General features: G+C 52.8%; 20 protein-coding genes. 10 read left to right on the plus strand and 10 right to left on the minus strand.

Annotation, left to right across the window (positions count from 1 at the left end):
• Positions 1–4: 4 nt before the first annotated feature.
• The 5 genes from yjjX to EFB08_RS08585 all read left to right on the plus strand — a co-directional run bounded on the left by yjjX (position 5) and on the right by EFB08_RS08585 (position 4,327).
• A complete protein-coding gene (gene yjjX, locus EFB08_RS08565) occupies positions 5–553 on the plus strand; it encodes an inosine/xanthosine triphosphatase (protein ID WP_123126534.1) in 549 nt (182 codons plus the stop codon).
• 116 nt (positions 554–669) lie between these two features.
• A complete protein-coding gene (pxpB, locus tag EFB08_RS08570) occupies positions 670–1,374 on the plus strand; it encodes a 5-oxoprolinase subunit PxpB (RefSeq protein ID WP_227006268.1) in 705 nt (234 codons plus the stop codon).
• Positions 1,364–2,365, plus strand: a complete 1,002-nt coding sequence (locus EFB08_RS08575) for a 5-oxoprolinase subunit C family protein (protein WP_123126536.1) — start codon at positions 1,364–1,366, stop codon at positions 2,363–2,365. Before pxpB ends, EFB08_RS08575 begins: the two co-directional genes overlap by 11 nt.
• Positions 2,362–3,132, plus strand: a complete 771-nt coding sequence (locus tag EFB08_RS08580) for a LamB/YcsF family protein (protein WP_123126537.1) — start codon at positions 2,362–2,364, stop codon at positions 3,130–3,132. Before EFB08_RS08575 ends, EFB08_RS08580 begins: the two co-directional genes overlap by 4 nt.
• Before the next feature lie 4 nt (positions 3,133–3,136).
• Positions 3,137–4,327 (plus strand): NRAMP family divalent metal transporter, encoded by a 1,191-nt coding sequence (locus EFB08_RS08585; RefSeq protein WP_123126538.1) that lies wholly within the window; start codon positions 3,137–3,139, stop codon positions 4,325–4,327.
• A gap of 259 nt (positions 4,328–4,586) precedes the next feature.
• On the opposite strand, the gene EFB08_RS08590 is transcribed toward EFB08_RS08585, so the two are convergent.
• Positions 4,587–7,472 carry a M16 family metallopeptidase gene (locus EFB08_RS08590; RefSeq protein ID WP_227006279.1) on the minus strand — a complete coding sequence of 962 codons (2,886 nt, stop codon included), beginning with the start codon at positions 7,470–7,472 and terminating at the stop codon, positions 4,587–4,589.
• Positions 7,473–8,016: 544 nt separating this feature from the next.
• Between EFB08_RS08590 and EFB08_RS08595 the strand changes: the two genes are divergently transcribed.
• Positions 8,017–10,815 carry an outer membrane beta-barrel protein gene (locus EFB08_RS08595; RefSeq protein WP_123126540.1) on the plus strand — a complete coding sequence of 933 codons (2,799 nt, stop codon included), beginning with the start codon at positions 8,017–8,019 and terminating at the stop codon, positions 10,813–10,815.
• 256 nt (positions 10,816–11,071) lie between these two features.
• Positions 11,072–13,192, plus strand: coding sequence for an ATP-binding protein (locus EFB08_RS08600; protein WP_227006269.1), 2,121 nt, complete (start codon positions 11,072–11,074; stop codon positions 13,190–13,192).
• 518 nt (positions 13,193–13,710) lie between these two features.
• On the opposite strand, the gene EFB08_RS08605 is transcribed toward EFB08_RS08600, so the two are convergent.
• Entirely contained in the window at positions 13,711–14,769 is a 1,059-nt protein-coding gene (locus EFB08_RS08605; RefSeq protein WP_123126541.1) for a hypothetical protein, read from the minus strand.
• A 271-nt stretch (positions 14,770–15,040) separates the two neighbouring features.
• Between EFB08_RS08605 and EFB08_RS08610 the strand changes: the two genes are divergently transcribed.
• Both EFB08_RS08610 and EFB08_RS08615 read left to right on the plus strand, forming a co-directional pair.
• Complete coding sequence (locus EFB08_RS08610; RefSeq protein WP_123126542.1) at positions 15,041–15,919, plus strand: c-type cytochrome; 879 nt, start codon at positions 15,041–15,043, stop codon at positions 15,917–15,919.
• A 2-nt stretch (positions 15,920–15,921) separates the two neighbouring features.
• A complete protein-coding gene (locus EFB08_RS08615) occupies positions 15,922–16,491 on the plus strand; it encodes a cupin domain-containing protein (protein ID WP_123126543.1) in 570 nt (189 codons plus the stop codon).
• Between the two features lie 28 nt (positions 16,492–16,519).
• On the opposite strand, the gene EFB08_RS08620 is transcribed toward EFB08_RS08615, so the two are convergent.
• Positions 16,520–17,056 (minus strand): dihydrofolate reductase family protein, encoded by a 537-nt coding sequence (locus EFB08_RS08620; protein ID WP_123126544.1) that lies wholly within the window; start codon positions 17,054–17,056, stop codon positions 16,520–16,522.
• A gap of 128 nt (positions 17,057–17,184) precedes the next feature.
• Positions 17,185–17,646, minus strand: coding sequence for a DUF1801 domain-containing protein (locus tag EFB08_RS08625; protein WP_123126736.1), 462 nt, complete (start codon positions 17,644–17,646; stop codon positions 17,185–17,187).
• 297 nt (positions 17,647–17,943) lie between these two features.
• Between EFB08_RS08625 and EFB08_RS08630 the strand changes: the two genes are divergently transcribed.
• Complete coding sequence (locus EFB08_RS08630; RefSeq protein WP_227006270.1) at positions 17,944–18,858, plus strand: zinc-dependent peptidase; 915 nt, start codon at positions 17,944–17,946, stop codon at positions 18,856–18,858.
• Between the two features lie 30 nt (positions 18,859–18,888).
• On the opposite strand, the gene EFB08_RS08635 is transcribed toward EFB08_RS08630, so the two are convergent.
• From EFB08_RS08635 to EFB08_RS08660, 6 genes are all read right to left on the minus strand, one after another.
• Entirely contained in the window at positions 18,889–19,425 is a 537-nt protein-coding gene (locus EFB08_RS08635) for a hypothetical protein (protein WP_123126546.1), read from the minus strand.
• Between the two features lie 99 nt (positions 19,426–19,524).
• On the minus strand, positions 19,525–20,445 hold the full coding sequence (locus EFB08_RS08640; RefSeq protein ID WP_123126547.1) for a helix-turn-helix domain-containing protein: 921 nt from the start codon (positions 20,443–20,445) through the stop codon (positions 19,525–19,527).
• Positions 20,446–20,511: 66 nt separating this feature from the next.
• Entirely contained in the window at positions 20,512–21,522 is a 1,011-nt protein-coding gene (locus EFB08_RS08645) for an aldo/keto reductase (RefSeq protein ID WP_123126548.1), read from the minus strand.
• 187 nt (positions 21,523–21,709) lie between these two features.
• Positions 21,710–22,093 (minus strand): iron chaperone, encoded by a 384-nt coding sequence (locus EFB08_RS08650; protein WP_123126549.1) that lies wholly within the window; start codon positions 22,091–22,093, stop codon positions 21,710–21,712.
• Between the two features lie 139 nt (positions 22,094–22,232).
• Positions 22,233–22,583 carry a hypothetical protein gene (locus EFB08_RS08655; RefSeq protein ID WP_123126550.1) on the minus strand — a complete coding sequence of 117 codons (351 nt, stop codon included), beginning with the start codon at positions 22,581–22,583 and terminating at the stop codon, positions 22,233–22,235.
• A 78-nt stretch (positions 22,584–22,661) separates the two neighbouring features.
• Positions 22,662–23,735 carry a serine hydrolase domain-containing protein gene (locus EFB08_RS08660; protein WP_123126551.1) on the minus strand — a complete coding sequence of 358 codons (1,074 nt, stop codon included), beginning with the start codon at positions 23,733–23,735 and terminating at the stop codon, positions 22,662–22,664.
• Between the last annotated feature and the right edge of the window lie 38 nt (positions 23,736–23,773).

Here is a 23,773-nt window from a genome sequence, read left to right on the forward strand (position 1 = left end):
TCAGATGAATAAAGTAGTACAAAAAGTAGTGGTGGCTTCCACTAACCCTGTTAAACTGAAAGCGGTGCAAAGCGGGTTGCAAGCCATGTTCCCGGAGCAGGAATTTACGGTAGAGGCGATATCGGTGCCGTCTGAGGTAGCCGACCAGCCCATGTCTGACACGGAGACCCTGACGGGAGCCTTCAACCGGGTGTGCAACGCGCTGGACGCGTACCCCCAAGCCGATTACTGGGTAGGCATTGAGGGAGGCGTGCAAATGCTGCACGACGAACTTGCAGCCTTCGCCTGGATTGTGGTGCGCACCCCGCGTTTGGTTGGCAAAGCGCGTTCCGGCATGTTCTTCCTGCCCAAGGCCGTGGCCGAGTTGGTGCAGCAGGGCGTGGAATTGGGCGAAGCCGATGACCGGGTGTTTGGGCATTCTAACTCCAAGCAGAACGGCGGTGCCATCGGGTTGCTGACCGATAACGTGGTAGACCGGAAACAGCTTTATGAGCAGGCGGTGAAACTGGCCCTGGTGCCGTTCAAAAACGAATCGCTTTACCTGCGGGACTAGCCCACCCCGCCGCCAGGAACAAGGCGTTTTAGCCTTATTTTTCTAACTTAAGCCCCAAAGCCTATTGCAGAAAATCTACTAACTACTTTATGCCCTTGCAACCCTCATCCGCCAGAATGTACCCCTTAGGGGATGCAGCCATTGTGCTGCAGTTAGGTGAGGAGATTGCAGAAGAGACCCATCAGAAGGTAAAAGCCGTTGCACAGTTCCTAGACCAGTACTCCTTTCCGGGGATGGTGGAATACGTGCCGGCTTTTGCTTCTTTAACCGTGTACTATGACCCCTGGCTGGTCAGCGGGCAGGGAAAGACTGACCCGTATGCGGCCGTACAAGAAAACCTCCGGCAGATGCTGGACCAATTGGAATCCGTTTCATCCAACGTGCCTTCCTCCCTCAAGGAGATTCCGGTGGTATATGGCGGCCAATACGGCTCAGATCTGCCCTTTGTGGCCCGTCACACCAATTTATCCCCTCAAGAAGTTATTTCCCTGCACAGCCAAACCGAGTACCTGGTGTACATGATCGGGTTTGCGCCCGGTTTCCCGTATCTGGGCGGTATGGACAAACGTTTGACATCACCTCGCAAGGAAGTGCCCCGCAAGATCATTCCGGCCGGTTCGGTGGGCATTGCCGGTCCGCAAACGGGCGTGTACCCCATGGAGACGCCGGGCGGTTGGCAGCTGATCGGGCGTACGCCGCTCACCTTGTTTGATCCTGAGCGGGAGTCGCCCAGTTTGCTGCAGATGGGAGACCGGGTGCGTTTTGTGCCCATTTCTGAAGAAGAATACCTGAACTGGGAGGAGCCGATGCATGTGTATTAGCGTCGAAAAACCCGGTTTGCTTTCCCTAGTGCAGGATCTGGGCCGATTCGGGTATCAGAAACAGGGCATGGTGGTGAGTGGTGCCATGGATGCATTCGCGTTCCGTTTAGCCAACCTTTTGGTAGGGAACCCCGAAAACGCTCCCGCCTTGGAGCTAAACCTCTTCGGCCCCAGTCTGCGGTTTCAGGAAGATACCCTTTTTGCCTTGGCCGGTGCTAACCTCTCGCCAACCCTCAACGGAAAACCTGTGCCCCTCCATCGGCCCATCTTCGTCCGGAAGGGTGCCCTGCTGGAATTCGGGTCACCGGTACAAGGTGCCCGGACGTACCTGGCGGTGGCCGGAGGAGTTGTAGTGCCGCTGGTAATGGGCAGTGCTGCTACCTATGCGCGGGCTGGTTTGGGCGGATGGCAGGGCCGGGCGCTTCAGAAAGGCGATGTTCTGCCCGTTCATTCCCTTTCCTCTGAGCAACTCCTATACTGGCAACAGAAGTGTGCTCCGCAAGAATCGTTTGTCGCGGCTAATTGGAGTGTCTCGCCTGATCTGCTGCCGCGGTATGAAGAACACCCCACGGTGCGGGTAATACCGGGACCCGAATACGGGCTGTTTTCTGAAAAAGCACAGGAAGCCTTCTGGCAAAGTGACTTCCTGGTGACGTCTGCCTCAGACCGCATGGGTTACCGGCTGGAAGTTCTGGCTTTGCAATTGCGCCAACCCGGAGAGTTGCTTTCCAGCGCGGTGACTTTTGGCACGGTGCAGGTGCCTGCCAACGGAAATCCTATTATCTTGATGGCCGAACACCAGACCACTGGCGGTTATCCCCGCATCGGGCAGGTGATCTCCGCCGATTTGCCGGTGCTGGCGCAGGTGCGTCCGGGCAAGGCCATCCGGTTCCGGCAGGTTTCCCTGGCGCAGGCGCAGGAGTTGTATTACCAGCAGCAAAAGACCCTGGAGCACCTGACACGTGTCCTTTACCTTCAAGCGAAAAGATGAACGAAACCTTTACCGTTGATTTAAACTGTGATCTAGGCGAAAGCTTCGGGGCGTACAAAATGGGCAACGATGAAGCCATCCTGCCCCTGGTGACCTCGGCCAACATTGCCTGCGGGTTCCATGCCGGCGACCCATCGGTGATGAAGAAGACCGTGCGGATGGCGTTGCAACAAGATGTGGCGATAGGGGCGCACCCCGGATTTCAGGATTTAGTCGGGTTCGGGCGGCGCGACCTGGCCGTTTCTCCCGAGGAGGCGTTCGATTTGACTGTGTACCAGATGGGGGCGCTCTCCGGTTTCATCAAAGCTGAAGGCGGCAGGTTGCACCACGTAAAACCCCATGGCGCGTTGTATAACATGGCCGCCGTCAATCCGGCCCTGGCCGAAGCAATTGCCGAAGCTGTGTACAAAGTGAACCCAGAGGTGGTGCTGTATGGCCTGGCCGGGAGTGCGCTGGTACAAGCCGGCGAGAGACTAGGCCTGAAAACTGCCCACGAAGTCTTCGCTGACCGCACCTACCAGCAAGACGGCACCCTTACCTCCCGCAGATTACCCAACGCCCTTGTCACTAGTCAGCTCGAAGCGGTGCGGCAGGTGGTGCGCATGGTGAAAGAGGGGCAAGTATTGTCGCAGCAAGGGGTAGACGTACCCATTAAAGCCGATACGGTTTGCATCCATGGCGATGGCGCCCACGCGGTGGAATTCGCCCGAATCATCCGGGAGGTGCTCACCCAAGAGAATATTTCCCTTCAGGCGCTTTCGCTCTAGTTTTATGAAACAACCCAGAAACTGGAGCGTGCTGCTGGGCGCCGCTTTTTTGATGGCCACCTCGGCTGTTGGTCCCGGCTTTTTAACCCAGACTACGGTCTTTACCCAAAGCCTGGGCGCCAGTTTCGGGTTTGTCATCTTGCTCTCCATTTTGCTGGACATCGGGGTGCAGCTCAACGTTTGGCGGGTGATAGCCATTTCTGAGAAGCGCGCCCAGGACATCGCCAATGCCGTGTTGCCCGGCTTGGGAGGGTTCATTGCTTTCCTGATTGTGCTGGGCGGTTTCGCCTTTAACATCGGGAACGTGGGCGGGGCTGGACTGGGCCTCAATGTGCTCACCGGTTTTTCCGTGGAAACGGGGGCGGTTATTTCGGCGGCCTTTGCCATCGGGATTTTCCTGGTGCGCGAGGCCGGGAAATGGATGGACCGGTTTGCCCAACTTCTGGGAGCGGTGATGATCGGGTTGATTGTGTACGTGGCCTGGATTTCCTCACCACCCTTGGCCGAGGCCGCCATCAGGACGTTTGCTCCGGAGCAAATCAGTTTCATTGCCATCATCACGCTGGTGGGCGGAACGGTAGGCGGCTACATCACCTTCGCGGGTGGGCACCGGCTGCTGGATGCGGGCGTCAAGGGGAAAGAAGCCTTGGGGCAAGTGACCACAAGCGCCGTTTCTGGAATCTCGCTGGCCTCTATCATCCGTGTTTTTCTGTTTCTGGCAACTTTGGGCGTATTGCAACAAGGCAAGGTGTTGAACCCCGAGAATCCGCCGGCCTCGGTGTTTGAGTTGGCTGTGGGGAATCTGGGCTACAAGTTGTTCGGGGTCATGATGCTGGCGGCAGCGATTACCTCGGTGGTGGGTTCTGCCTACACCTCGGTTTCCTTTATCAAGTCCTTTCATCCGGGCATCGCCCGAAACGAGAATTGGTTCATCATCGGGTTCATTGTTATTTCCACGGTCATTTTCGTGTCCATCGGGAAACCCGTGTCTTTATTGGTGTGGGCCGGTTTGCTGAATGGCTTCGTGCTTCCCGTCACGCTGGCCACCATGCTCATTGCCGCGCATAAGAAAAGCCTGATGGGCGATTACCGCCACCCGTGGCTGTTGACGTTGTTCGGCGTGGTGGTGGTGCTCCTGATGACCTGGATGGCGGGAGATACGCTTTTGCAGCAATTGAAGAGTTTGATGGGGTAGACGGCGCTTCTTTTTAAGCAGCTTTCTTCCTTCTGTTGACAACCTGTTTTGTCCCTGTTTTGGGAAAATAGCCCTAAAGCCAGTAGTAATCTGTTTTAAGTCTGTTTCCTGGAAAACACGCCGAAAACGATACCATCCTAAGTAATATAAAGAAGCCCACCTACACAGATGGGCTTCTTTTTGTTCAGAAAAACTTCAGGACGTTTTAAGGCTAATTTCCTCAAATTGGCTTCAAAGCCTTGCTTTTAGACTTGTCAGGTTAGAAAGCGCGACCTTCTTTTCGGGCTTTGCGGCCTTTGGGTGGTTCTATTTTCTTGGGTTCTGCGGTCACCGCAGGTACATCTGCTTTGGCCAGGATGGGAGCGCCTTCTGTGTCTAGTTCCACCACGTCATAGCCTAGTTTCTCCAGGCCGGGTTTGATGGAGGCTTTGTCGCCCACCAGCATGATGCTCATTTTCTCTACCGGAAGGTATTTCTTAGCCAGTGCGTTGATCTCCTCTTTGGTAATGTTCTTCAGGATCTCGTTCTGTTTGGCCACATAATCGGCATCCAGGTTGTAGCGTAGCATGTTGTTGAGGAAGGAAGCTTTCTGGAACGAGGTCTCGTACTTACGGGCATCACTCTGCCCGATGGCGCTTTTCATGAAGGCCAGTTCCTCATCGGTGATTCCTTCTTCCCGGAAACGCTTGATCTCTTTCATGAACTCCACCACGGAACTGTCTGACACGTTGGACCGGACCCCAGCCTGGGCGGTGAAAGGTCCGGGGGCTTCGGTGCCTGAGAAATAAGACCAGGCACCATAGGTATAGCCTTTGTTTTCGCGCAGGTTCAGGTTGATGCGGCTGTTGAAGGACTCGCCCAGCACGTAGTTCATCAAAGAGGCCTTGTAGTATTCGCCGGTGGCGTCATAAGGCAGGGCCATGTACCCGATCCTTATCTCTGACTGCGCCGCCTTGTCTTTGTCTACCACGTAGATTTTGGTTTTGTCTATGTTGGGCACCTTCGGCTCTGCCGGAATATTCACCGGCTTGGGAGCCCATTTGTTCAGGAAAGCCAGCTTAGGCATGATCTGCGCCTTTTCCACATCGCCCACAATCACCAGGTTGGTCACGCTTGGCGAGAAGTAGTTGGTGTAGAACTGCTTCACATCGTCCAGGGTGATGCTTTCTACGGTGGCAGTGGTGCCCATGACCGGAACGGCTTTGATGTTGCCTTCGCCATAGAGCATTTTGTTGAAGACGTTGTTGGCCACCACGGTAGGTTGGGTGCTTTGGTTTTTGATAGCTTCCAAACGCTGCTTTTTCAGGCGGTCAAAGTCGGCGGGATCAAAACGGGGGTGCATCATGCGCTCTTCCAGCAAGGCCAACGTGGCATCCAGGTTTTTCACCTGGCTCTGCACGGAAACCGTCATGTTTTCGGTACCGCTCCCGAAGTTAATGGAACTGCCCAGTTTCAGGAGTTGGGTAGAGATATCCTCGGCGGTGTATTTCTGCGATGATTCATTCAAGATGGCGGCGGTCAGGGACGCGATTCCCGCTTTGGACGGGTCGTGGGCTTCCAGTTTGTGGCCGCCTTGCAGCGTGAAGAGCATGGTCACAGTAGGTACCTCGTCGTTTTTGGCCCCGATCACCTTGATGCCGTTGGCCAGGTTGTCTTTCCAGAAAGGCGGTACTTTGATGACAGGGTTGGCACCAGCGGCCGGGCGTTTGCTGCGGTCGAAATTATCTTTGGCTTTCACGTACTTGAGGCCGGCGTATTGGTCAGCGGGAGCCCGGTAGCCGTCTGGGTCTACCTTGAAGTTATCGGGTTTGGCCACCATCTCGGGTTTGCCTTTGGGCACCACGCTGAGCAGTACGGCTTTTTTGCCTTTGATGTACTGGTTGTACACCCGCAGGACATCGGCTTTGGTTACGGCACGGTGCGCTTTGAGTTGATTTACCAGGTAGTTGGGGTTGCCGGTGAAGGTCTGGTAGGAAGCCAGGGTAGATGTCTTGCCCGATACGCTGGACATGCTGTTGATGATGTTGGCTTCGTAAGACGCTTTAAACCGCTCCAGGTCATCGTCAGTGACGCCTCTCTTCTCGAACTCCACAAACGCGTTGCGCATCTCTTTTTCCATTTCGGCTAATGACTGTCCGGGAAGCGGAAGGGCGCTCAAGGTAAACTCACCGGCCAGTTCTGAACAAGGATGGCTGGCGTTGGCCTGCACGGCCTTCTGTTTCTTGGTTAGGTTCTGGTACAGGATAGAGTTCTTGCCCCCGCCTATGATCTCCGCGAGCACATCCAACGGCACCTCGTCTGGGTGATAGTTGGGCACGGTAGGGAAGGTCATCTGCAGCAAAGGAAACCGGATATTGTCTTCGTAGGAGATGTAGCGGTCCTGGGTAAGCACCGGGGCCGGCAACTTCATGTTCTTCACCTCGGGGCCGCGCGGAATGGAGCCGAAGTATTTCTCGGCCAGTTTCACCACTTGTGCCGGAGTTACGTCACCGCCTACAGTAAGGGTGGCGTTGTTGGGACCGTACCAGCGCAGAAAGAAGTTCTTGAGGTCGTTTACATCTACCCGGTTCAGGTCCTCAATGTACCCGATGGTAGTCCAGGAATAGGGATGGCCGTAGGGGTAAAGGGCCTGGCCGTTTCGCTCATACACCCGGCCGTACGGCTGGTTGTCTACCCGCTGGCCGCGTTCGTTTTTCACGGTCTCGCGCTGCACCTCAAATTTGCGTTGGGTCACGGCATCCAGCAAAAAGCCCATGCGGTCGGCCTCCAGCCAAAGCGCTGTTTCTAATTGATTGGATGGAACGGTTTCAAAGTAGTTGGTTCGGTCGCGGTTGGTGGTTCCGTTCAGGTCACCGCCCGACTGCGAAACGATCTTGAAATGCTCTTCATCGGCTACGTTGTCCGATCCCTGGAACATCATGTGCTCAAAGAAGTGCGCGAACCCAGACTTGCCCACCTCTTCCCGCGCCGAGCCTACGTGGTAAGTCACGTCTACGTGCACGATTGGGTCTGAATGGTCTTCGTGCACCACCACAGTGAGGCCGTTGGGGAGGAGGTATTTTTCATATGGGATTACCAGTTCGCCACCCTTGCGGGTTACCTTTTCCACCAGTCTGGTTTGCCCCGATTTGCTTTGGCTAGCCATGGTAGTCGGTTTCTTGGCGGCGGTCCCCTTTTTTTGCGCCTGCGCTTGGGCTTGCCCTGAAAGAGCAACGGCAAAGCACAAAGCCATGATACTTTTCTTTGACATACGCTTAGAAGTTAAAGGTGAGAATCATTAAAGTAAGTTACTAAATATTGTGTTATTTAAACATTAAATTGATTCTTTTTCCTTTTAGCGGATCGCCTATCTTTTTTTTAGACCACGTTGCGACTTTGGGGGGGAGTTGTGTCACTTACCGTTGAAAGCAGGTAATTCTAAAGAACAGGCTGAATTGCTGACCCAATCACCATTATGGTGAGTCTGGCTTAGGAGAGCTTCTCACGTTTTGCCCTTGATTTCCGGAAAACAGGGGCAAAACGAACGGGTTCTTTCACTTATCCAAACTAAGGCTGAATTGGCTAATTCAAATGTTAATGTTTGTTAAATGTTGAGGAGGCACTCAAAGGCTTCAGGTTTATTTCCTTAACATTATTCTCAGATGGTGCTGCTCTCTCAGGCCCTTGTTTCAACCTCAACCTAACCCCGCATGAAATCACCCTTACTCTTTTGTTTGCTTTTCTTCCTGTTGATGGGTTTGCCCAAACGCTCCTTCGCCCAGAACCAGAAAGGGGAAGTGAAAGGAAAACTCTGGGATGTTACCCACAAAGAGGCGTTGTCTTATGCCACCATTGCGGTCTACACCGCACAGGACACCACGCTGGTCACCTTCAGGGTAAGCGATGAGAAAGGGAATTTCAGGGTTCCGTCACTGGCGCTGAACCAGCAACTCCGGATCGTGATTACCATGACCGGTTTCAAGGTGTTCCGGAAGGAATTCACGCTGTCACCGGAGAACCGGGAACTGGATCTGGGCCAAATTGACATGACCCAGTCCGATAACCTGCTGGGCGAGGTGGTAATCGAGGCTGAGGCGCCGCCCATTGTGGTGCGCAAAGACACGCTGGAGTTCAACGCCAATTCGTTTAAAACCCTGCCTACGGCATTACTGGAAGACCTTCTGAAGAAACTGCCCGGCGTAACGGTGGATAACTCCGGCAACATCGCGGTGAACGGAAAGTCAGTGAACAAGATCCTGGTGGACGGGAAGGAGTTTTTCGGGAATGATCCTAAGGTGGCTTCGCGCAACCTGCCCGCCGACATGATTGAGAAAGTGCAGGTGGTGAACGACCCCGATGCCCTGCGCAAAGACCCCGATCTGCCGGTCAACGAGATTCCGCAGGTCATCAACCTGAAACTGAAGAAGGGCATCAAGCAGGGGGCGTTCGGGAAAGTGTACGCGGGCACGGGCTCTGACCGTCGGTACGAAGGCGGCGGAATCCTGAACATTTTCCGGGATACCACGCAGGTCAGTTTGCTGGGCTATTCCAACAACCTGAACAAACCGGCCTTCGGTTTTGAGGACATTTCCAGAATCGGGGGCTTTAACCGGAGTGGTATGAACTCCATCATGGTGCGCAGTGACGGCGGATTTGCCGTGAACGGCATTTCCTTTGGCGGTACCGAAGACGGAATCCAGCGGTCTACCGGGGCGGGCGGAAACTTCAATACACTGCTAAAAGGCGGCCTGAAAGTGAACCTGCAGTACTTCTACGGCGGTATTGACGCCGATCTGAACCAACTGGTGAACTCCACCCAGAACCTGCAGACCGATACGCTTATTTCGCGCCGTAACCGGGCTCAGGACAGCAACACCCAGAACCATCGCATCGGTGGGCGCCTGGACTGGAAGATCGATTCCCTGACCAACCTGAGTTTCTCGCCCAGCGTGGTGCTGGCGCAGAGTACGTCCAACCAAAGTCTGTTTACCAACACGTTCCGGAGTTTCTACGAGCCGCTCAACACCAGTGACAACCAGCAACTGCTTGAAAACAACACCACCACGTTCTCTGGAAACCTCTCGTTTGACCGGAACTCGCGCCGCAAGAAGGGCCGCCAATTCAACTTCTACGGTACCTACAACTTCAATGACGGCGACCAGGGCCAGTATTACTTAGTCAACACCTCCTACTTCAGCCCCAGCCCCTACAATGAAACCCTGGACCAACTGCGCGACAACGTAGTAACCAGCCAGGCCATCAACACCTCGTATTCCTATACCGAGCCTTTCAGCAAGAACCTGAGCGGCGTTTTAAGGCTGAATTCTGAATACTTCAAAGACAAGAACTACGTGAACACCTTTGATCTGACCGGCGAAGGACCTCAGGGGCAGGTTTTCCTTCCAGATTTGTCTGACGAGGTAGAAAGAAGCGGCTGGCGCAATTTCGTGACCACCAGCCTTAAGTGGAAAATCAAAGACCTTACCCTGCAGCCGGGCGTGCGGTTCACCCTGCTCAACATTGATAATGCTTTCCAGAAGATGGAGCCCATTAGGCAGGAGTATTTCTATGTATTTCCCTCGCTTACGGCCAATTGGAAGGAGTTTAACTTCAGCTACAACGTGAACGTGAAAGAGCCCTCGGCCGCCGATTTGCAACCCGTCACTGATCAGTCTAACCCTTTGTTCATCCAGTTTGGGAATCCGGCCCTGAAACCCACCATCTCCAATTCGGTGAACCTGCACTTCCGGAAATTTGACACCAAACGGTCTATCAACTATTGGGCGTACCTCTCGGGGAGCATCAGCAAAGATGCGGTGACCCGGGCCAGAACCCTGGATGAGACCAGCGGCCAGCAGACCACCCGGCCCGTGAACACAGACGGCAACTGGCAACTGAACGGAAACGCCGACATCTCCAAAGACTGGAAGTTTGACGGCAAAAAGCAGTTCTCTCTGACGGCTTCGGTGTGGATGAACTACGTGAAAACGCTCATCATCCTGAACGAGCTGCGCAGCTACGGCCAGAATTTCTCCGTGAACCCCAGCCTGAACGCGCGGGTGAACCTGAATGACAAGTTTGAGTTCAATGAGTCTTTGACCTTGGGCCACCGCCGCAGCGTGTATGAAGACCAAGCGTTCAAGGACATCAGCTTTATCACCAGAACCTCGCGCACGGGGGTGGTGGTGCGGGTGCCCAAGCGCATTGTCTGGGAAGCCAACTTTGACTACACCTACAATTCCAACGTGGCGCCGGGCCTCCGGAAAGACGTGAGCCGCCTCAATGCCGGGGTTACGTTCCTGTTCATGAAAAACGACCGTGCCCAGTTGAAACTGTCTGTGTATGACTTGCTGGACCAGAACATCAGTGCGTACCGCAGCATCCGGGAGAACTTTGTGGAGGACTTCCAGACGCAGGTGCTTACCCGCTATGTGCTGCTCACCTTCACCTACAACATCCGCAATTTCGGGGGCAAAGTAGGCGGTACCAACACCTTCTTCCGGTTTTAGGCCTCTTTTTGCCAAAATCTGCCTCTTTTGCCCGGGAGAGATGTTGCGGGCAGGCGTAACTATTTTAGCTTTGTTTCTGTAAAAGGAGCCTTAAAACACGGGGCTCCTTTTCCTTTTGCCAGGAACTACCAGGCTCACTGCCGCTGAAATTCGCCCTATTTGGGGGTGATGCGTATTTCCGGCGGCTGCCGTATAAAGGAGTTATCTTTGGTTTTACCTAAGCGTGGGAAAGAAAAACGCCCCTTACTGCTCCTTTATGCCAGAGACCTACAAAGATGATGTAAGCACAGATACCTTCAACGTTTTTCAGAGCGGCGGAGAGATGGGTGCTTTGATGCGGGCATATAACTGGGAGGAGCATCCGCTGGGAAGCCCCAAACACTGGCCTCAGAGCCTGAAAGCCAACATCCGGCTACTGCTTAACTCGGGGTTTCCCATGTTCATCTGGTGGTCTGAGGGGCTGTACGCCTTCCACAACGACGCCTACCTGCCGGCCCTGGGCAAAAAACACCCGAGTGCCCTGGGAACCTCGGCACGGGAGATCTGGTCCGAAATCTGGGGAGACATTGGAGGCGTTGCGGAGCGCATTCTGGCTGGCGGCGAGCCCTTCTATGCCGATGGCCTGCGGTTGGAACTGGCCCGCAAGGGTTTCCGGGAAGAAACCTACTGGACCTTCTCCTATAGCCCCGTGTTTGATGATGCCGGAAAAGTCTTTGGGGTGTTTTGCGCCTGTTTTGAGGAAACCAGCACCATTCTGGGCCAGCGGCGGCTGAAAACCTTGAAAGACATCGCCGATGAGCTGCCCCGCATCCAGACGCTGGAACAAGCCTGCCAAACCACCTGTGACATCCTGGCCCAAAACGAGGAGGACATTCCCTTCAGCCAGATTTACCTCCTGAACCAGACCGAAACCGAAGTGACCTTGTTAGGAGAATCGGGCAAGACGGTGCCTCAGGTGTCTTCTGCGGTGCTGCTGCAGGAGCAGGAAACATCAAACGCCTGGCCTTTTTCTGAGGTGCTGCAATCTAAAAAGAGCCTGGTGCTGGATGATCTGAAGGCTTTTTCCGTGCCCTTGGAAAATGCCGGAGGGCAGACCCTGCCCGAAAGAGCCGTTATCCTGCCTATCTTCCGGCCGGGGCAAGACCATCTGATTGGGTTCTTTGTCTCCGGCATCAGCCCGAAACTGGAGTATGACACCGATTACCAGAACTTCTTCGATCTGTTGTCTGGCCAGATGGCCACATCCATCTCCAGCGTGAAGGTAAGGGAAGAGGCGACCCGGAAGCAGAACGAGCTGAACGAATTGTTTCAGCAGGCTCCGGTGGCCATCTGCATCCTGCGGGGCCCAGACCATGTGGTGGAACTGGCCAACCCCGGCATTTTGGAGCTATGGGGCAAGCGGAGGGAAGATGTGATGCGCAAACCGGTTCTGGAAGCCCTGCCCGAGTTAGCCGACCAAGGCATCAAGGAGTTGCTGGACGGGGTATACCGCACCGGTATTCCGTACGTGAACAATGAGTTGCCCTTGCTGCTGGAACGCAACGGGAGGCTGGAGCCCATGTATTTCAACTTTGTGTACCAGCCCATGCGTGATGCCTTAGGGGGTATCTCAGGGGTGATGGCCATCGCCATCGGGATCAATGAGCAGGTAGAGGCCCGCCGCCAGATTGAAGCCAAAAACCGCGAACTGCTGGCCATCAACGCTGACCTGGACAACTTTGTGTACTCGGCCTCGCATGACCTAAAAGCGCCTATCTCCAACATTGAAGGCCTGGTGGAAACCCTGGTAGAGCATTTGCCCGCGCCCGTGCGGGAGCAGGAAATAGTGCAGCGGGTGCTCACCCTCATGGGAGCCTCCATCAGCCGGTTCAAACGCGCCGTGGCAGATTTAACCGAAGTGGCCAAGATTCAGCGGGCCGGCAATGAAGACGTGGCAACCATTGACTTAGCCGAGGTGATCGCCGATGTACGCCTGGATTTCGAGCACATGATCAAAGGAGCCGGAGCCCGCATCAAAACGCAACTCGCCTCAGACTCTACCGTTAGTTTCTCGGCTAAGAACGTGCGCAGTATTGTGTATAACCTGCTGAGCAATGCCCTGAAATACCGGTCAAAAGACCGCCCTTTGGAGATTTCTATCAGCACCCATCATGTTCCAGGCTTTACCGTGCTATCTGTCTCTGATAACGGCTTGGGCATGAAACCAGAAGACCGCGACAAGATCTTTACCATGTTCAAGCGCCTGCATGACCACGTAGAAGGAACCGGAATCGGCCTCTACATTGTGAAACGCATCCTGGAGAATGCCGGCGGCCATATTGAGGTGGAAAGCGAGAAAGGCGAAGGAGCCACGTTCAGAGTGTTTTTCAAGGATTGATGCCATAAGGCTTTTCCCGAGAACCCTGTTTTCTGCCTGTTTCCAGAAAAAAAGCCCGGAAACGTTCCGGGCTCTTATTTAGAATGCAAGGGCCGAGCAGGAATGCACGGCGTCTCACAATGAACAAACTCTTTTGTGGCTTAAAGCCAAACTAGAAACGTTGTCTGCCACGGTTTATTGGGTATCCTTCCTCCCCAAAAATGCTTTTACGAACAAGTGCCTGATCTGCGCACAGAAAGCTTGGTTTTGCTGGTGAAATCAGGAAAATTCCTCGGAAACAAGGCTTGTTTTAGAAAATTGGCGCAGAAACGCCTCTTCGTAGCTTCTGCCAATCACGATGTCAATTCTTAGGAGAAATGGTATTGTCTCGCCTACCTTCTACGTGTTTAAAGGGCATCAACCAAGGAATTGCACCCGTGCAAGAAAGATCCGGGTAAAATCAACCCGCCCTGGCTTGATTACGCAAGGCAGGGCGGGTTGACAGGCAATACAGGTTTTGTTTGCGTTTGTGAAAAGGGCTAGTGTGAATCTTTGTAGGTGAGGAGATCTTTCTCGTCTTTGACGAAGACGCCGGAGAGGGTGGTAATGTAGACTTTATGCCCAAACAGGGCCACTGAAGTGATTTTGTTTCCTTTGAGGCCTTCGTTCTGCAGTTCCAGCATGTTAATGGAGGTTGGTTTTATTCTAAGCTGAAACACCTGGTCGTTGAAGGTGCCTAGAAGCAGGGTGTCATGCAGGCTGGTATAGGAAAGCAGGTTAAGGGTACTGATATCGGCTTTGAAATTCCAGGTCTTGCCGTCCGGAGAGTGGTGCAGGCCATCGTTGAAAAGACCGTAGACGTTCTGTTTGTAGGTGAAAACGTTCAGGAGGCCGCTGTCGCGGAGTTTCTGCAGGTTGCCGTCTGGAGAGAGCAGGTAAGAGGCTCCGCCGGTGGCCACGTAGAACCCCTCTGGGTGCAGACCCATGTACTGGATGGGCACCAAAGAAGAAGAAATCAACACAACCTTGGTACCCGTGATTCTCACCTGGTCATATAAACCGGTTGTGCTGGGCGTGACCTCCAGGGAAACCAGCAACACCTTCATGCCATCAGAAGCCCGATATGGTACGGCCAGTACCTTGCCCGGAGAGATCTTCATGCACTCGCCCTGGTTGGCATTCACAAAATCAAACGCCTGGAATGCCGGATCCAGGTTGGTCATGAGAATCCCTTTACCTGATTGGAGAGACGGGTAGTGGGTGGGGTAGCAGATAAGGGTTGATTCATTGAACACCACCGCCGTGAGGGCAGACGAGATAGGGTACTTGTACTGCGTGGGGTTCCGGACACCTTCCAGAAGGCTGCGGCTGGTGACTTCCTTTCCGTTGTCTTGGGTAACCTTGATGAGGCTGTTCAAACCCATGAGGTACAGGCTGGCGCCATCGGAGTAGCTGTTGGTCTGCACCTTGGTATCAAACAAGAATCGCTCGTCTTCCTGCCAGGCCACCGTTGGCGGAACCGGCGTAACCGCTGCCTCCTCGTCTTCATGGCAACCTACCGAAAGCAGGACCAGCCAACAGATCAATAGTTTCTTCATGGGTGAGTTTTGACCAAACAAATGGTTTGGCTTCTACAAAGGAAGACAGCCAAAACGTAGTTTCCCCTAAGTAGACGCAGCTTTTTGTGCAGATGGAATGTTAGAAAAGCAGGGATTCTGCAAAAGAAGTGGCTTTGCTTTAACTGTCTTTTCTGAAAGAAGGCAAAAATGTAGGGGTGGTAATAGGGGACTGGTGGAAGTTGTATGTCTCTGGTAGAAAGCGGTATAGCTGACTTGTTAGTGTCTGTCTACAAGAAACCACCTTTTTCCCATGGTTAAGAAAATTCTGAAATGGACCGGCCTGGTTCTGGGTTCCCTCGTCTTGATAGGCGTGCTTTTCTACTTTTACGCATCTCACTCCGTGGAGCAGCGGATAAAGAAAAAGTACTCCTTCGTGCCAGAGAAAATCAACGTCACGCAAGACAGTGTCCTGATAAGCAAAGGCGCGCACCTAGCCGCCATTAAGGGCTGTACCGGTTGCCACGGAGATAACATGGCGGGGAAAGTGATGATAGATGATGCTCCCCTCGGCCGGTTGGTTTCCTCAAACCTCACCAAAGGCAAAGGAGGTCTGCCGGCCAGTTACACCACTGAGGATTGGGTGCGGGCGCTCCGCCATGGGGTGGGACAGGATGGGCTTCCGCTGCTGCTTATGCCTTCCCACGAAACCACCTTGCTTTCTGAGGATGACCTGACGGCTCTTATCGCGTATTGCCAAAGCCTGAAGCCGGTTGACAAAGTCTTGCCTGGTTCTGACCTGGGGCCAGTGGTAAAAGTGATGACGCATTTAGGCAAGATGCCGCTGTTGCCGGTAGAGCAAATTGACCATGCCAAACCTATGATGGCCAGCGTGGCGAACCTGGAAGGAGCCGCTTATGGGAAGTACCTGGCTATCTCCTGCACCGGTTGCCACCATGCTGACCTGAAAGGCGGTGAACCTGTTGCCCCTGGCCTGCCGCAGGTGGCCAATATCACCCGTTCGGGCAACGTAGGGAAATGGACCCAGGCCCAGTTCATCCAGACCCTGCGCACGGGCAAAACCCCCGAGGGAAAAGTGCTGGACAATGAAGAAATGCCCTGGAAAATGACCGCCCAGTACACAGACAAAGAACTAGCCGCCATTTACGAATACTGCCAATCCCTTAAGTAATCATGCCTGTCGTTTCTTCTTTGCCCAGAACCCTTGTCAATCCGCTTATCAAGGATAAGGTCACTTTTCTGAAAACCGCCGCCGAAACAAACGGAGCCTATACTTTGGTGGAAGTGGAACTGGCGCCGGGCGGTGGCAACAACCTGCACTACCACGTTGATTACATTGAGGTTTTTGAGGTAGTAGAAGGTACGCTGGGCGTCCAGTGCGGGAAAGAGAATTTCCACCTGCAACCCGGTGAAACCGCCACGGTACCCAGAAAAGCCGTGCATCGGTTCTACAACCCCAGCCAACAGGAACGGGTTATCTTCCACGTAACCATTAAGCCGGCACGCCAGTTTGAGGAGCTGCTCCGGATTGGCTACGGCCTGGCTACTGACGGAAAGACGAACCAGAAGGGCGTTCCCAATATCTGGTACCTGGCGCTTATGTTTGAAAAAGGCGAAACGTATTTCCCCAGCATTCCTTTTTGGCTGCAACGGGGCCTGGTAAAGGTCTTCGCCAAGATTGCTCGCTTCCTAGGCATGGACCAGCACTTGCACAAGTACTACCTGGAGCGTTCTCACAACTAAGGTTTAGATACCTGGCCGGGTTTGCTTTCTAGGCGTTATGACGGCAATCATACCACAGCTGCACCAGCCCAGACGGGTAGGTGATGCTGTTGGTAAGGGTGATTTGTTCTTCTGGCCGGCCGTCCTTGAAAAGCCGGATGCCGCTGCCCAGCAGATGCGGAATCACCGATACAATCATCTTGTCAATGAGGTGCTCATTGAGCAGAGCGGCCACCACTTCGCCACCGCCATCGCAATAGATGTTTTTGCCGGGCTGCTGCTTCAACGTAGAAACCAGGTCTTTGAGGTCGCCGCCGTAAAACTCCACGTTCTCGTCATGCCCGGTCCTGCTTCTGGAGAGCACGTAGCACTTCTTGTCTTTGTGCATAAATTCGGGCATGTTCATGGATAGAACCTTGTCATAGGTGCGGCGGCCCCAGATTAAGGTGTCTACCGTCTGTTGAAACGCCGCGTAGCCGTAGTCCTCGCCGGGTCGTTCCACTTGGCTCAGGAAATCAATGTTGTCGTCTTCTTTGGCAATGTAGCCGTCAAGGCTCATAGCAATGTAAAGGACTACTTGTCTCATGGATTTTCGGGGTTTATGGGTGGGAAAGGAAGGTGTTCAGGGAAAAAGAAACACAGCCGTTTACAAACCGATTTTCAGGAAACAGCCTCTAAACGCCAGAGTTGCCTTCGAGGCAAAGGCGGCCTATATTATTTTTTTCTGAACGCGGTCTCGTAAAGCTCTATCCATTGTTGCGGGGTCATTTTGGAGGCCAGTTCTCCCAGAAGCGCCAACGGAATCTGGTCGGGTTTCTTGAACCGGATGCAGCTTTTGCCCATGTCCAGCTTGGTTTTGCTGTGCTTGGGGTATTCAGAAGTAAACCAATTCAGAAGTTCCGGGTCGGCGTAAAGGCCCATGTGGTAGACGGCAATGAAGTTCTTCTGAGACGCGATGCTCAGAAACGGCAAAGGCAGCTTAGGGTCACAGTGATAGCCTGCCGGGTACAGAGAATGCGGCACCACGTACCCAATCATGCCGTAACTCATCTCCTCCGAAAAACCGCTCGGAAGGTTTGCCTGCAAGGTCTCGCGCAGAGCGTTCATGGCTTGTTTGCGGTCTTCGGGAAGCGTTTCAAGGTAGTCTTGCGGGCTGAGCGCGGTGGTGGTAGGCATATCGGTCAATTTAAGGGTAGTTTGATGAAAAAGCATCAGAAACACCTCCGCCGGAAGTTTTCAAAAGAAGCTTCCTGGAGGTGCTGGCTATTCAAATTTACCAGAATTTACCCGAGCGCAAAACCCGAGAGGCAGATTTAAAGGAGGATTCTTTTACCCCCGTTTTCAGGAAAATGCCCCTAAAGAATGCGGCTCAAAACTTACAAACACCAGATACGGACACCACCTAAGAATGCAGCCTACTTCGCCTAGAATAGGCATCTTTCCGTCCAGTTTCCCGTTGGTAGGCCTATGGGAATGATAGCATTTATAGGAGTGGTACTGGTGGTGTGCGTGGTCTTTTACCGATGGGCCACCCGCAAGACCCGCCGGCGGAAGAAAGTGATGGCGCAGGAGTTTCCGGCCGAATGGCGCAGGATTCTTACCGACCGCGTAGGCTTCTACCACACCCTGAAAACCGACGAGGAAAAGAACCGCTTCGAGAAGATGGTGCAGTTGTTCCTGTCTGAGAAACGCATCACAGGCATTGAGACCGTCATTGATGATACCACCAAAGTGTTGGTGGCCGCCAGTGCCATCATCCCCACCTTCGGGTTGCAGGATTGGGAGTACACGAACCTGGGTGAGGTGCTGGTGTTCCCCGGTAGTTTGCAGCGGTTCAAAGACGAAGACAGCGAGGCCGTCTCAGAGGTGCTGGGCCGCGTGAACCCCTTCCAGAACGACCATTATGTGACCCTCTCCAAACCCGCCCTGGAACGCGGCTTCAACGACATGGCCGACCGCCAGAACGTGGGCATCCATGAGTTCGCGCACATGCTGGACCAGGCCGATGGCGAAATCAACGGCACGCCCGGCGCTTATCTTCCCGAGGAGATGGTTTTGCCCTGGCAGGAACTGGTAGACCGTAAAATCAAGGAAATCAAGAAGGGAGAATCAGACATCAATCCGTACGCGGCTACCAACGAGGCCGAGTTCTTCGCCGTTTCCACGGAGTACTTCTTTGAGAAACCGGGCCAGATGGCCGAGAAGCACCCGCGGCTGTACGCCATGCTCACCCGCATCTTCCGCCAGAACCCCAAACGCCGTTTCGGAATCAATTTCCGGGAACTGCTTAACCCTTACGGAAAGCGGTTGGGCCGCAATGAACCTTGTCCCTGCCGAAGCGGGCAGAAGTACAAGAACTGTTGTTTGCCCAAGAGATCAGCCGCCTGATTCCTTGGCGTTTTAGGGGCACTATTATTTTCAGTATTGCAGATAAGGGAGTTTTTCTTTAGCAATCCGTTTTAGATCTGAAAGAGCGTCTACTCCTATTTCATCCTTTGAAAAAGACCAGGTTGCATTAACTTGTTCCATCAACAGATAGATAGTATCTACCTCTGCCAAATAAGCTCTAAAATAGCCCCATTTGAGTTCTGTACTTGTTTTGTCAGTTGTAAATTTTACGAACTCCTCATTGAACTCTAAAAAATAGTCTTCGTCCGGGTTAAACTTTTCCTCAGATGTCTTTTTCAACGATTCTTTCTTTACATGAAAACTCTTCATCTTTAATAAGAACCTGGTTAGGAAAATTAACCAAGTTCCTAGCATGACTATATAGAATCCTATCAAGAAATCGAGATCCGAAAAGAAAGAAAACCCAATTAAAATTGCAGTAAGTACAAGAAGCGTGATAAAATTCTTTTTTATACCTTTTAGCTCAAATCCCCTGATCAATTTATGTAAAAATAGAACCTGGCGGATTTCTTCTTCTAAAGTTCTGTTTACTTTTATTGGTCCCATAGTGGTCCCAATTTAGGAGGATATTCCATAACTAATGATACCGAACTGGCGAGGGAAAAAGTCATTTCAGGATATCGGAAATCCCGTTTTAGACCCGGTTTAGTTAAAAGAGTGCCTAAACTCCAGCGGCGACAGGTTGGTTTTGCTCTTGAACAGTTTGCTGAACGACTGCGGATATTCAAAGCCCAATTGGTAGGCAATCTCGCTTACTGTCAAAGACGTGGTACTGAGGCTTTCCTTGGCTTTCTCAATCAGTTTGTGCTGGATGTGCTGCTGCGTGCTTTGCCCGGTGAGGCTGCGCAGCATGTCGCTGAGGTAATTGGGCGAGAGGTTCAGTTTCTCGGAGACATAGTGCACCGTGGGTAGCCCATTCTCCTGCACCTGGCCGCTCTGGAAATACTCGTTCAGCACCGTTTCCAGTTTCGCCAACAAATCATGGTGGGTGTTTTTGCGGGTAAGGAACTGGCGGTTATAAAACCGATTGGCGTAATTGAGCAGCACTTCCATGTGCGACACCATCACATCCTGGCTGAAGCTATCAATGGCCGAGGTGTATTCCTGCGCAATGTTATTCTTGATGTTCTCCAGCACCGCCTCCTCTTTTTCTGACAGGTGCAGCGCCTCGTTCACGGCATACGAAAAGAACCCGTACTCTTTTATTTTCTTCCCTAGCGGATAGCTCTGGATAAAATCGGGGTGGAAAACCAGCCACCAGCCAGAGAGCGAGATTTCATCCGAGGCATCGGTGGAGATGACCTGTCCGGGCGAGAAGAACGTCATCACGCCTTCATCAAAATCATAGTAGTTCTGTCCGTATTTCAGTTTTCCCTGGAAGTCTTTCTTAATGCAGACGGAGTAAAAATTATACACAAAGCTGCCCAGCATGATCTTGCAGGCCTCCCTCAGATCGCTTAGGTTGATCATGCTCACTAGAGGATGTTCTGGCTGGGGAATACCCAACAACCGGTGCAGTTCAGAGATGGAGCGGATGGTATACGGGCTACTGGTTTGCTTTTTCATACGCCAGAGAATTAGGAAGAAAAGGTACGGGAAGTTTTTGGATATGCTTCCCGTACCGTCTTGTTTTTAGCTGTTGATCATGCTCATGGAAACGGCATCATAACGCGCCCCGGTGGAAGTCCCCAGCGGAACAATTTCCTCCAGCCGGGCCATGTCTTGGGGCGTTAAGGTGAGGTGCGTGGCCGCGATGTTTTCCTCCAGATACTTCACCCGTTTGGTCCCCGGAATGGGCACAAAACCTTTGGACAGAATCCAGGCCAGCGCCAGTTGGGCAGACGTGATCTCTTTTTCATCGGCCAGTGTTTTGATGGCCTGCACCAGCTCAATGTTCCTGTAAAACTGCTCGCCCTGAAAACGCGGCATGCTTCTCCTGAAATCATCGGCGGGGAAATCATCCGGGCTTTTGATGTCACCAGAAATGAAGCCTCGGCCCAAAGGTGAGTACGGCACAAACCCGATGCCCAACTCCGCCAGCGTTTCCAGAATACCGGCTTCCTCCACATCCCGCTCAAACAGCGAGTACTCGGTCTGCACGGCGGTTAACGGGTGCACGGCGTGCGCTTTCCTGATGGTCTGAGAGGAAACCTCGGAAAGCCCGATGTAGCCAACCTTGCCTTCCTTCACCAAATTGGCCATGGCGCCTACGGTGTCCTCGATGGGAGTTTGGGGGTCCAGGCGATGGAGGTAATACAGGTCTATGTAATCAGTACCCAGGTTCTGAAGGGAGCGTTCCACCGCTTTCCGCACGTAGTCAGGGCGGCCGTTGATCTGCCAGGTCATTTGTCCCTGGTCGTCAATCTCAAACCCAAACTTGGTTGCGATGATGTACTGGGTCCGGTTTCCTTTGATGGCCCGGGCAATCAGCCGTTCGTTCTCCAATGGGCCGTACAGATCGGCGGTATCCAGGAAATTTCCGCCCAGTTCCAGCGACCGGTGAATGGTTTTGATAGATTCTGCTTCATCGGCAGCGCCGTATATATCAGCGCCGGCAATCTTGCTCATGCCCATGCAGCCCAGCCCTAGCACCGGCACTACCAAGCCTTGGCTTCCTAAATTCGTTTTTCGTAAGCTTTCCATTTTTTACCTTTTAAATGAATTTCTTCTTTGAGTAAGACAAAGGTGAGAAAACGCCTAGGCTGGAAAGTAGCCCAATCTCTTTAGGTTGTATCCAAACAAAGGAATTTAGCGGAAGAAGTGTCAGGAAAGCCTACACGGCGAGGTGACAGGAGAGGTTTTAAAAATAAAAGTGGCCGTTGCGGCAGGTTCAGGTGGACTTCTTTAGATCGGCTTTCTTCTCCACGATTTCGCTCTTCCTGAATTCCACAATGCTGGTGATCAGCTCTAGAGGCAGCGGTTTGTTCAGGGGAAGCTGAACGGTACCTTTGCCGGTTTTGTACCCTGCAAACGCTTCTTTGAAGGCGGGGTTTTCTACCGGGGCTGGGTAAAACCCGATGTGGTGTTTGAATGCGGCGAAGTACACCAGAGGCCGGTTCGCGAGCTTGAACGTGGGAATGGCGTAACTGATGGTCTCTTCTGCTTCCGGCGAAATTTCTTTCACCATCGCCCTGATTTGCTCCAGTAACTTTTGCGTTTCTTCCGGAAAACCAGCGATGTAGTGGTCAATGGAGGTAGGGGTGGCCTTGGTCATGGAAATAGGGTTAAGTTGAATGATTGAAGCTCTTTACAAGTTACCAATGCTTCCTGAAAAAGCCTCCCTTTCAGATGCTTGTTTCAGGGCTGTTTTACTAAAAACAGCCCTGAAACAAAACAGTAGCGTCTATTAAGGATTACTGTTTTTTATACCCCATGGAGAGGCCCAGATCACCGGTTACTTTCAGGTTCACGGCGGCCGTGTCATTAGAGGCATTGCTGATGACCACCGCGGTGTTTTTGTCCACTTTGAGGCTAGCCCTTTGATTGGGTTTCACATTCAAGGTAGAATGCTTGCCGCCGTTGACAGGTGCCTGGTGAATGGAAAGGTTGGTGTTGGAGGCATTCTGCAGATTGACCTTGAAGCCCCCGTGTTCATTGTTGCCTAAGACAAAGCTGTTATTAGGTTGTATGTAGGTAGTGGAGTTGAGACCAGCACAGGACATCATGCCTAGAAGTGCGACCAAGGTGACATAAATAGCTTTCATATAGGAAATGGTTTATAGGTGGTTTCTTGATTTTAAGCTTTAAACCGAAGGAAGATTTTGCCTGCTTCTGAGCACCAGTTAGCGGGGTGCTTTGCCTAATTCCATCAGCAGGGCTTCCCGCAGGTTTTCCTTGTCGCCGTAAGAATCTGGGTTGAATTGATCTGTGTTGCTCAAGATGATGATGGTCTTGTTGAGGTCCAGCATTCTCACCAGCGCCGAGTTGGAGCCTAGAATGCCGCCTCTTCGTTCCATTATCAAAGGCTTGGTATCCGCGAAGGGGTACTGGTACGTCCAGCCGCTATACCCGGTGTAGTTGTATTGGGGGTAGGAGGTGTAGAGCAGGGCTTTGCTTTTCTCGCTGAGCAGAGTGTTTCCATACAGCGCTTTGTCTAGCAGGAACAAGTCTGCGGCGTTGGAGTACATGCACCCCGCGGCGTAGTAATTTTCCAAGTAAAGATCAGAGTCCCGGGCCAGGTTGCCGTTTTTGGTTACGGAGTAAGGCAGGACAAAATTGGTGGGGTATTTCCCTTTCGCCAGAAAACCGGTGTTGGTCATCGGGAGCTTATCTATGATTCGAGTTTTGATTGCTGCTTGCCAGGTGGTGCCGGTCTTGGCTTCTATGATCAAACCCAGTAGCACATAATCCAGGTTGTTGTAGTGGAACTGATCAAACTTCCCGGAATTGGCTCCTGTGGCTAATACCTTCTGAGTAAAGGCCTGGGGTGTGAGAGGTGCATCATACAGGGAGTCTTCTTCGCGGAGAAGTCCCGAAATATGCAGCAGCAAATGGTGCACGGTGAGCTTGTCCTGGTGTGGGAACTTGAACGTGGGCAAGAGTTCGCTCACCCGGTCCTGGAGCGATAGTTTGCCTTCCTCCACTAACTGCAGAATGACAATGGCCGTGAGCATTTTGGTGATAGATGCAATGCCAAATTTGGTCTGGTGGTCTATGCGTGCCTGAGTAGCTTGGTCTGTCAACCCGTAAGAGGATTGATGCACGATTCTGCCCTGATCCGCCAGCAGAATGGTGCCCGAGAAGCGCTGCTGGGCAGCCTGTTTCTGGATGATCTCCCGAATCCGCGCCGTGTCTACCTGAGCAAAGCACAGGTGCGCAGACAATGTGAGAAGCAGGCTAAGGTAGATTCGGTTCATGGTTTTGGGCGATTGTTCTAAGGAGGTTAATTTCTAAA

The sequence above is a fragment of the Rufibacter latericius genome, assembly GCF_003721515.1.
Classification (GTDB): Bacteria; Bacteroidota; Bacteroidia; order Cytophagales; family Hymenobacteraceae; genus Nibribacter; species Nibribacter latericius.

Excerpts from the sequence above, each read along its gene's own strand:
- yjjX (WP_123126534.1), top strand. The coding sequence starts at position 5 with ATGAATAAAGTAGTACAAAAAGTAGTGGTGGCTTCCACTAACCCTGTT.
- pxpB (WP_227006268.1), top strand. The coding sequence starts at position 670 with ATGTACCCCTTAGGGGATGCAGCCATTGTGCTGCAGTTAGGTGAGGAG.
- EFB08_RS08575 (WP_123126536.1), top strand. The coding sequence starts at position 1,364 with ATGTGTATTAGCGTCGAAAAACCCGGTTTGCTTTCCCTAGTGCAGGAT.
- EFB08_RS08580 (WP_123126537.1), top strand. The coding sequence starts at position 2,362 with ATGAACGAAACCTTTACCGTTGATTTAAACTGTGATCTAGGCGAAAGC.
- EFB08_RS08585 (WP_123126538.1), top strand. The coding sequence starts at position 3,137 with ATGAAACAACCCAGAAACTGGAGCGTGCTGCTGGGCGCCGCTTTTTTG.
- EFB08_RS08590 (WP_227006279.1), bottom strand. The coding sequence starts at position 7,472 with ATGGCTAGCCAAAGCAAATCGGGGCAAACCAGACTGGTGGAAAAGGTA.
- EFB08_RS08595 (WP_123126540.1), top strand. The coding sequence starts at position 8,017 with ATGAAATCACCCTTACTCTTTTGTTTGCTTTTCTTCCTGTTGATGGGT.
- EFB08_RS08600 (WP_227006269.1), top strand. The coding sequence starts at position 11,072 with ATGCCAGAGACCTACAAAGATGATGTAAGCACAGATACCTTCAACGTT.
- EFB08_RS08605 (WP_123126541.1), bottom strand. The coding sequence starts at position 14,769 with ATGAAGAAACTATTGATCTGTTGGCTGGTCCTGCTTTCGGTAGGTTGC.
- EFB08_RS08610 (WP_123126542.1), top strand. The coding sequence starts at position 15,041 with ATGGTTAAGAAAATTCTGAAATGGACCGGCCTGGTTCTGGGTTCCCTC.
- EFB08_RS08615 (WP_123126543.1), top strand. The coding sequence starts at position 15,922 with ATGCCTGTCGTTTCTTCTTTGCCCAGAACCCTTGTCAATCCGCTTATC.
- EFB08_RS08620 (WP_123126544.1), bottom strand. The coding sequence starts at position 17,056 with ATGAGACAAGTAGTCCTTTACATTGCTATGAGCCTTGACGGCTACATT.
- EFB08_RS08625 (WP_123126736.1), bottom strand. The coding sequence starts at position 17,646 with ATGCCTACCACCACCGCGCTCAGCCCGCAAGACTACCTTGAAACGCTT.
- EFB08_RS08630 (WP_227006270.1), top strand. The coding sequence starts at position 17,944 with ATGATAGCATTTATAGGAGTGGTACTGGTGGTGTGCGTGGTCTTTTAC.
- EFB08_RS08635 (WP_123126546.1), bottom strand. The coding sequence starts at position 19,425 with ATGGGACCAATAAAAGTAAACAGAACTTTAGAAGAAGAAATCCGCCAG.
- EFB08_RS08640 (WP_123126547.1), bottom strand. The coding sequence starts at position 20,445 with ATGAAAAAGCAAACCAGTAGCCCGTATACCATCCGCTCCATCTCTGAA.
- EFB08_RS08645 (WP_123126548.1), bottom strand. The coding sequence starts at position 21,522 with ATGGAAAGCTTACGAAAAACGAATTTAGGAAGCCAAGGCTTGGTAGTG.
- EFB08_RS08650 (WP_123126549.1), bottom strand. The coding sequence starts at position 22,093 with ATGACCAAGGCCACCCCTACCTCCATTGACCACTACATCGCTGGTTTT.
- EFB08_RS08655 (WP_123126550.1), bottom strand. The coding sequence starts at position 22,583 with ATGAAAGCTATTTATGTCACCTTGGTCGCACTTCTAGGCATGATGTCC.
- EFB08_RS08660 (WP_123126551.1), bottom strand. The coding sequence starts at position 23,735 with ATGAACCGAATCTACCTTAGCCTGCTTCTCACATTGTCTGCGCACCTG.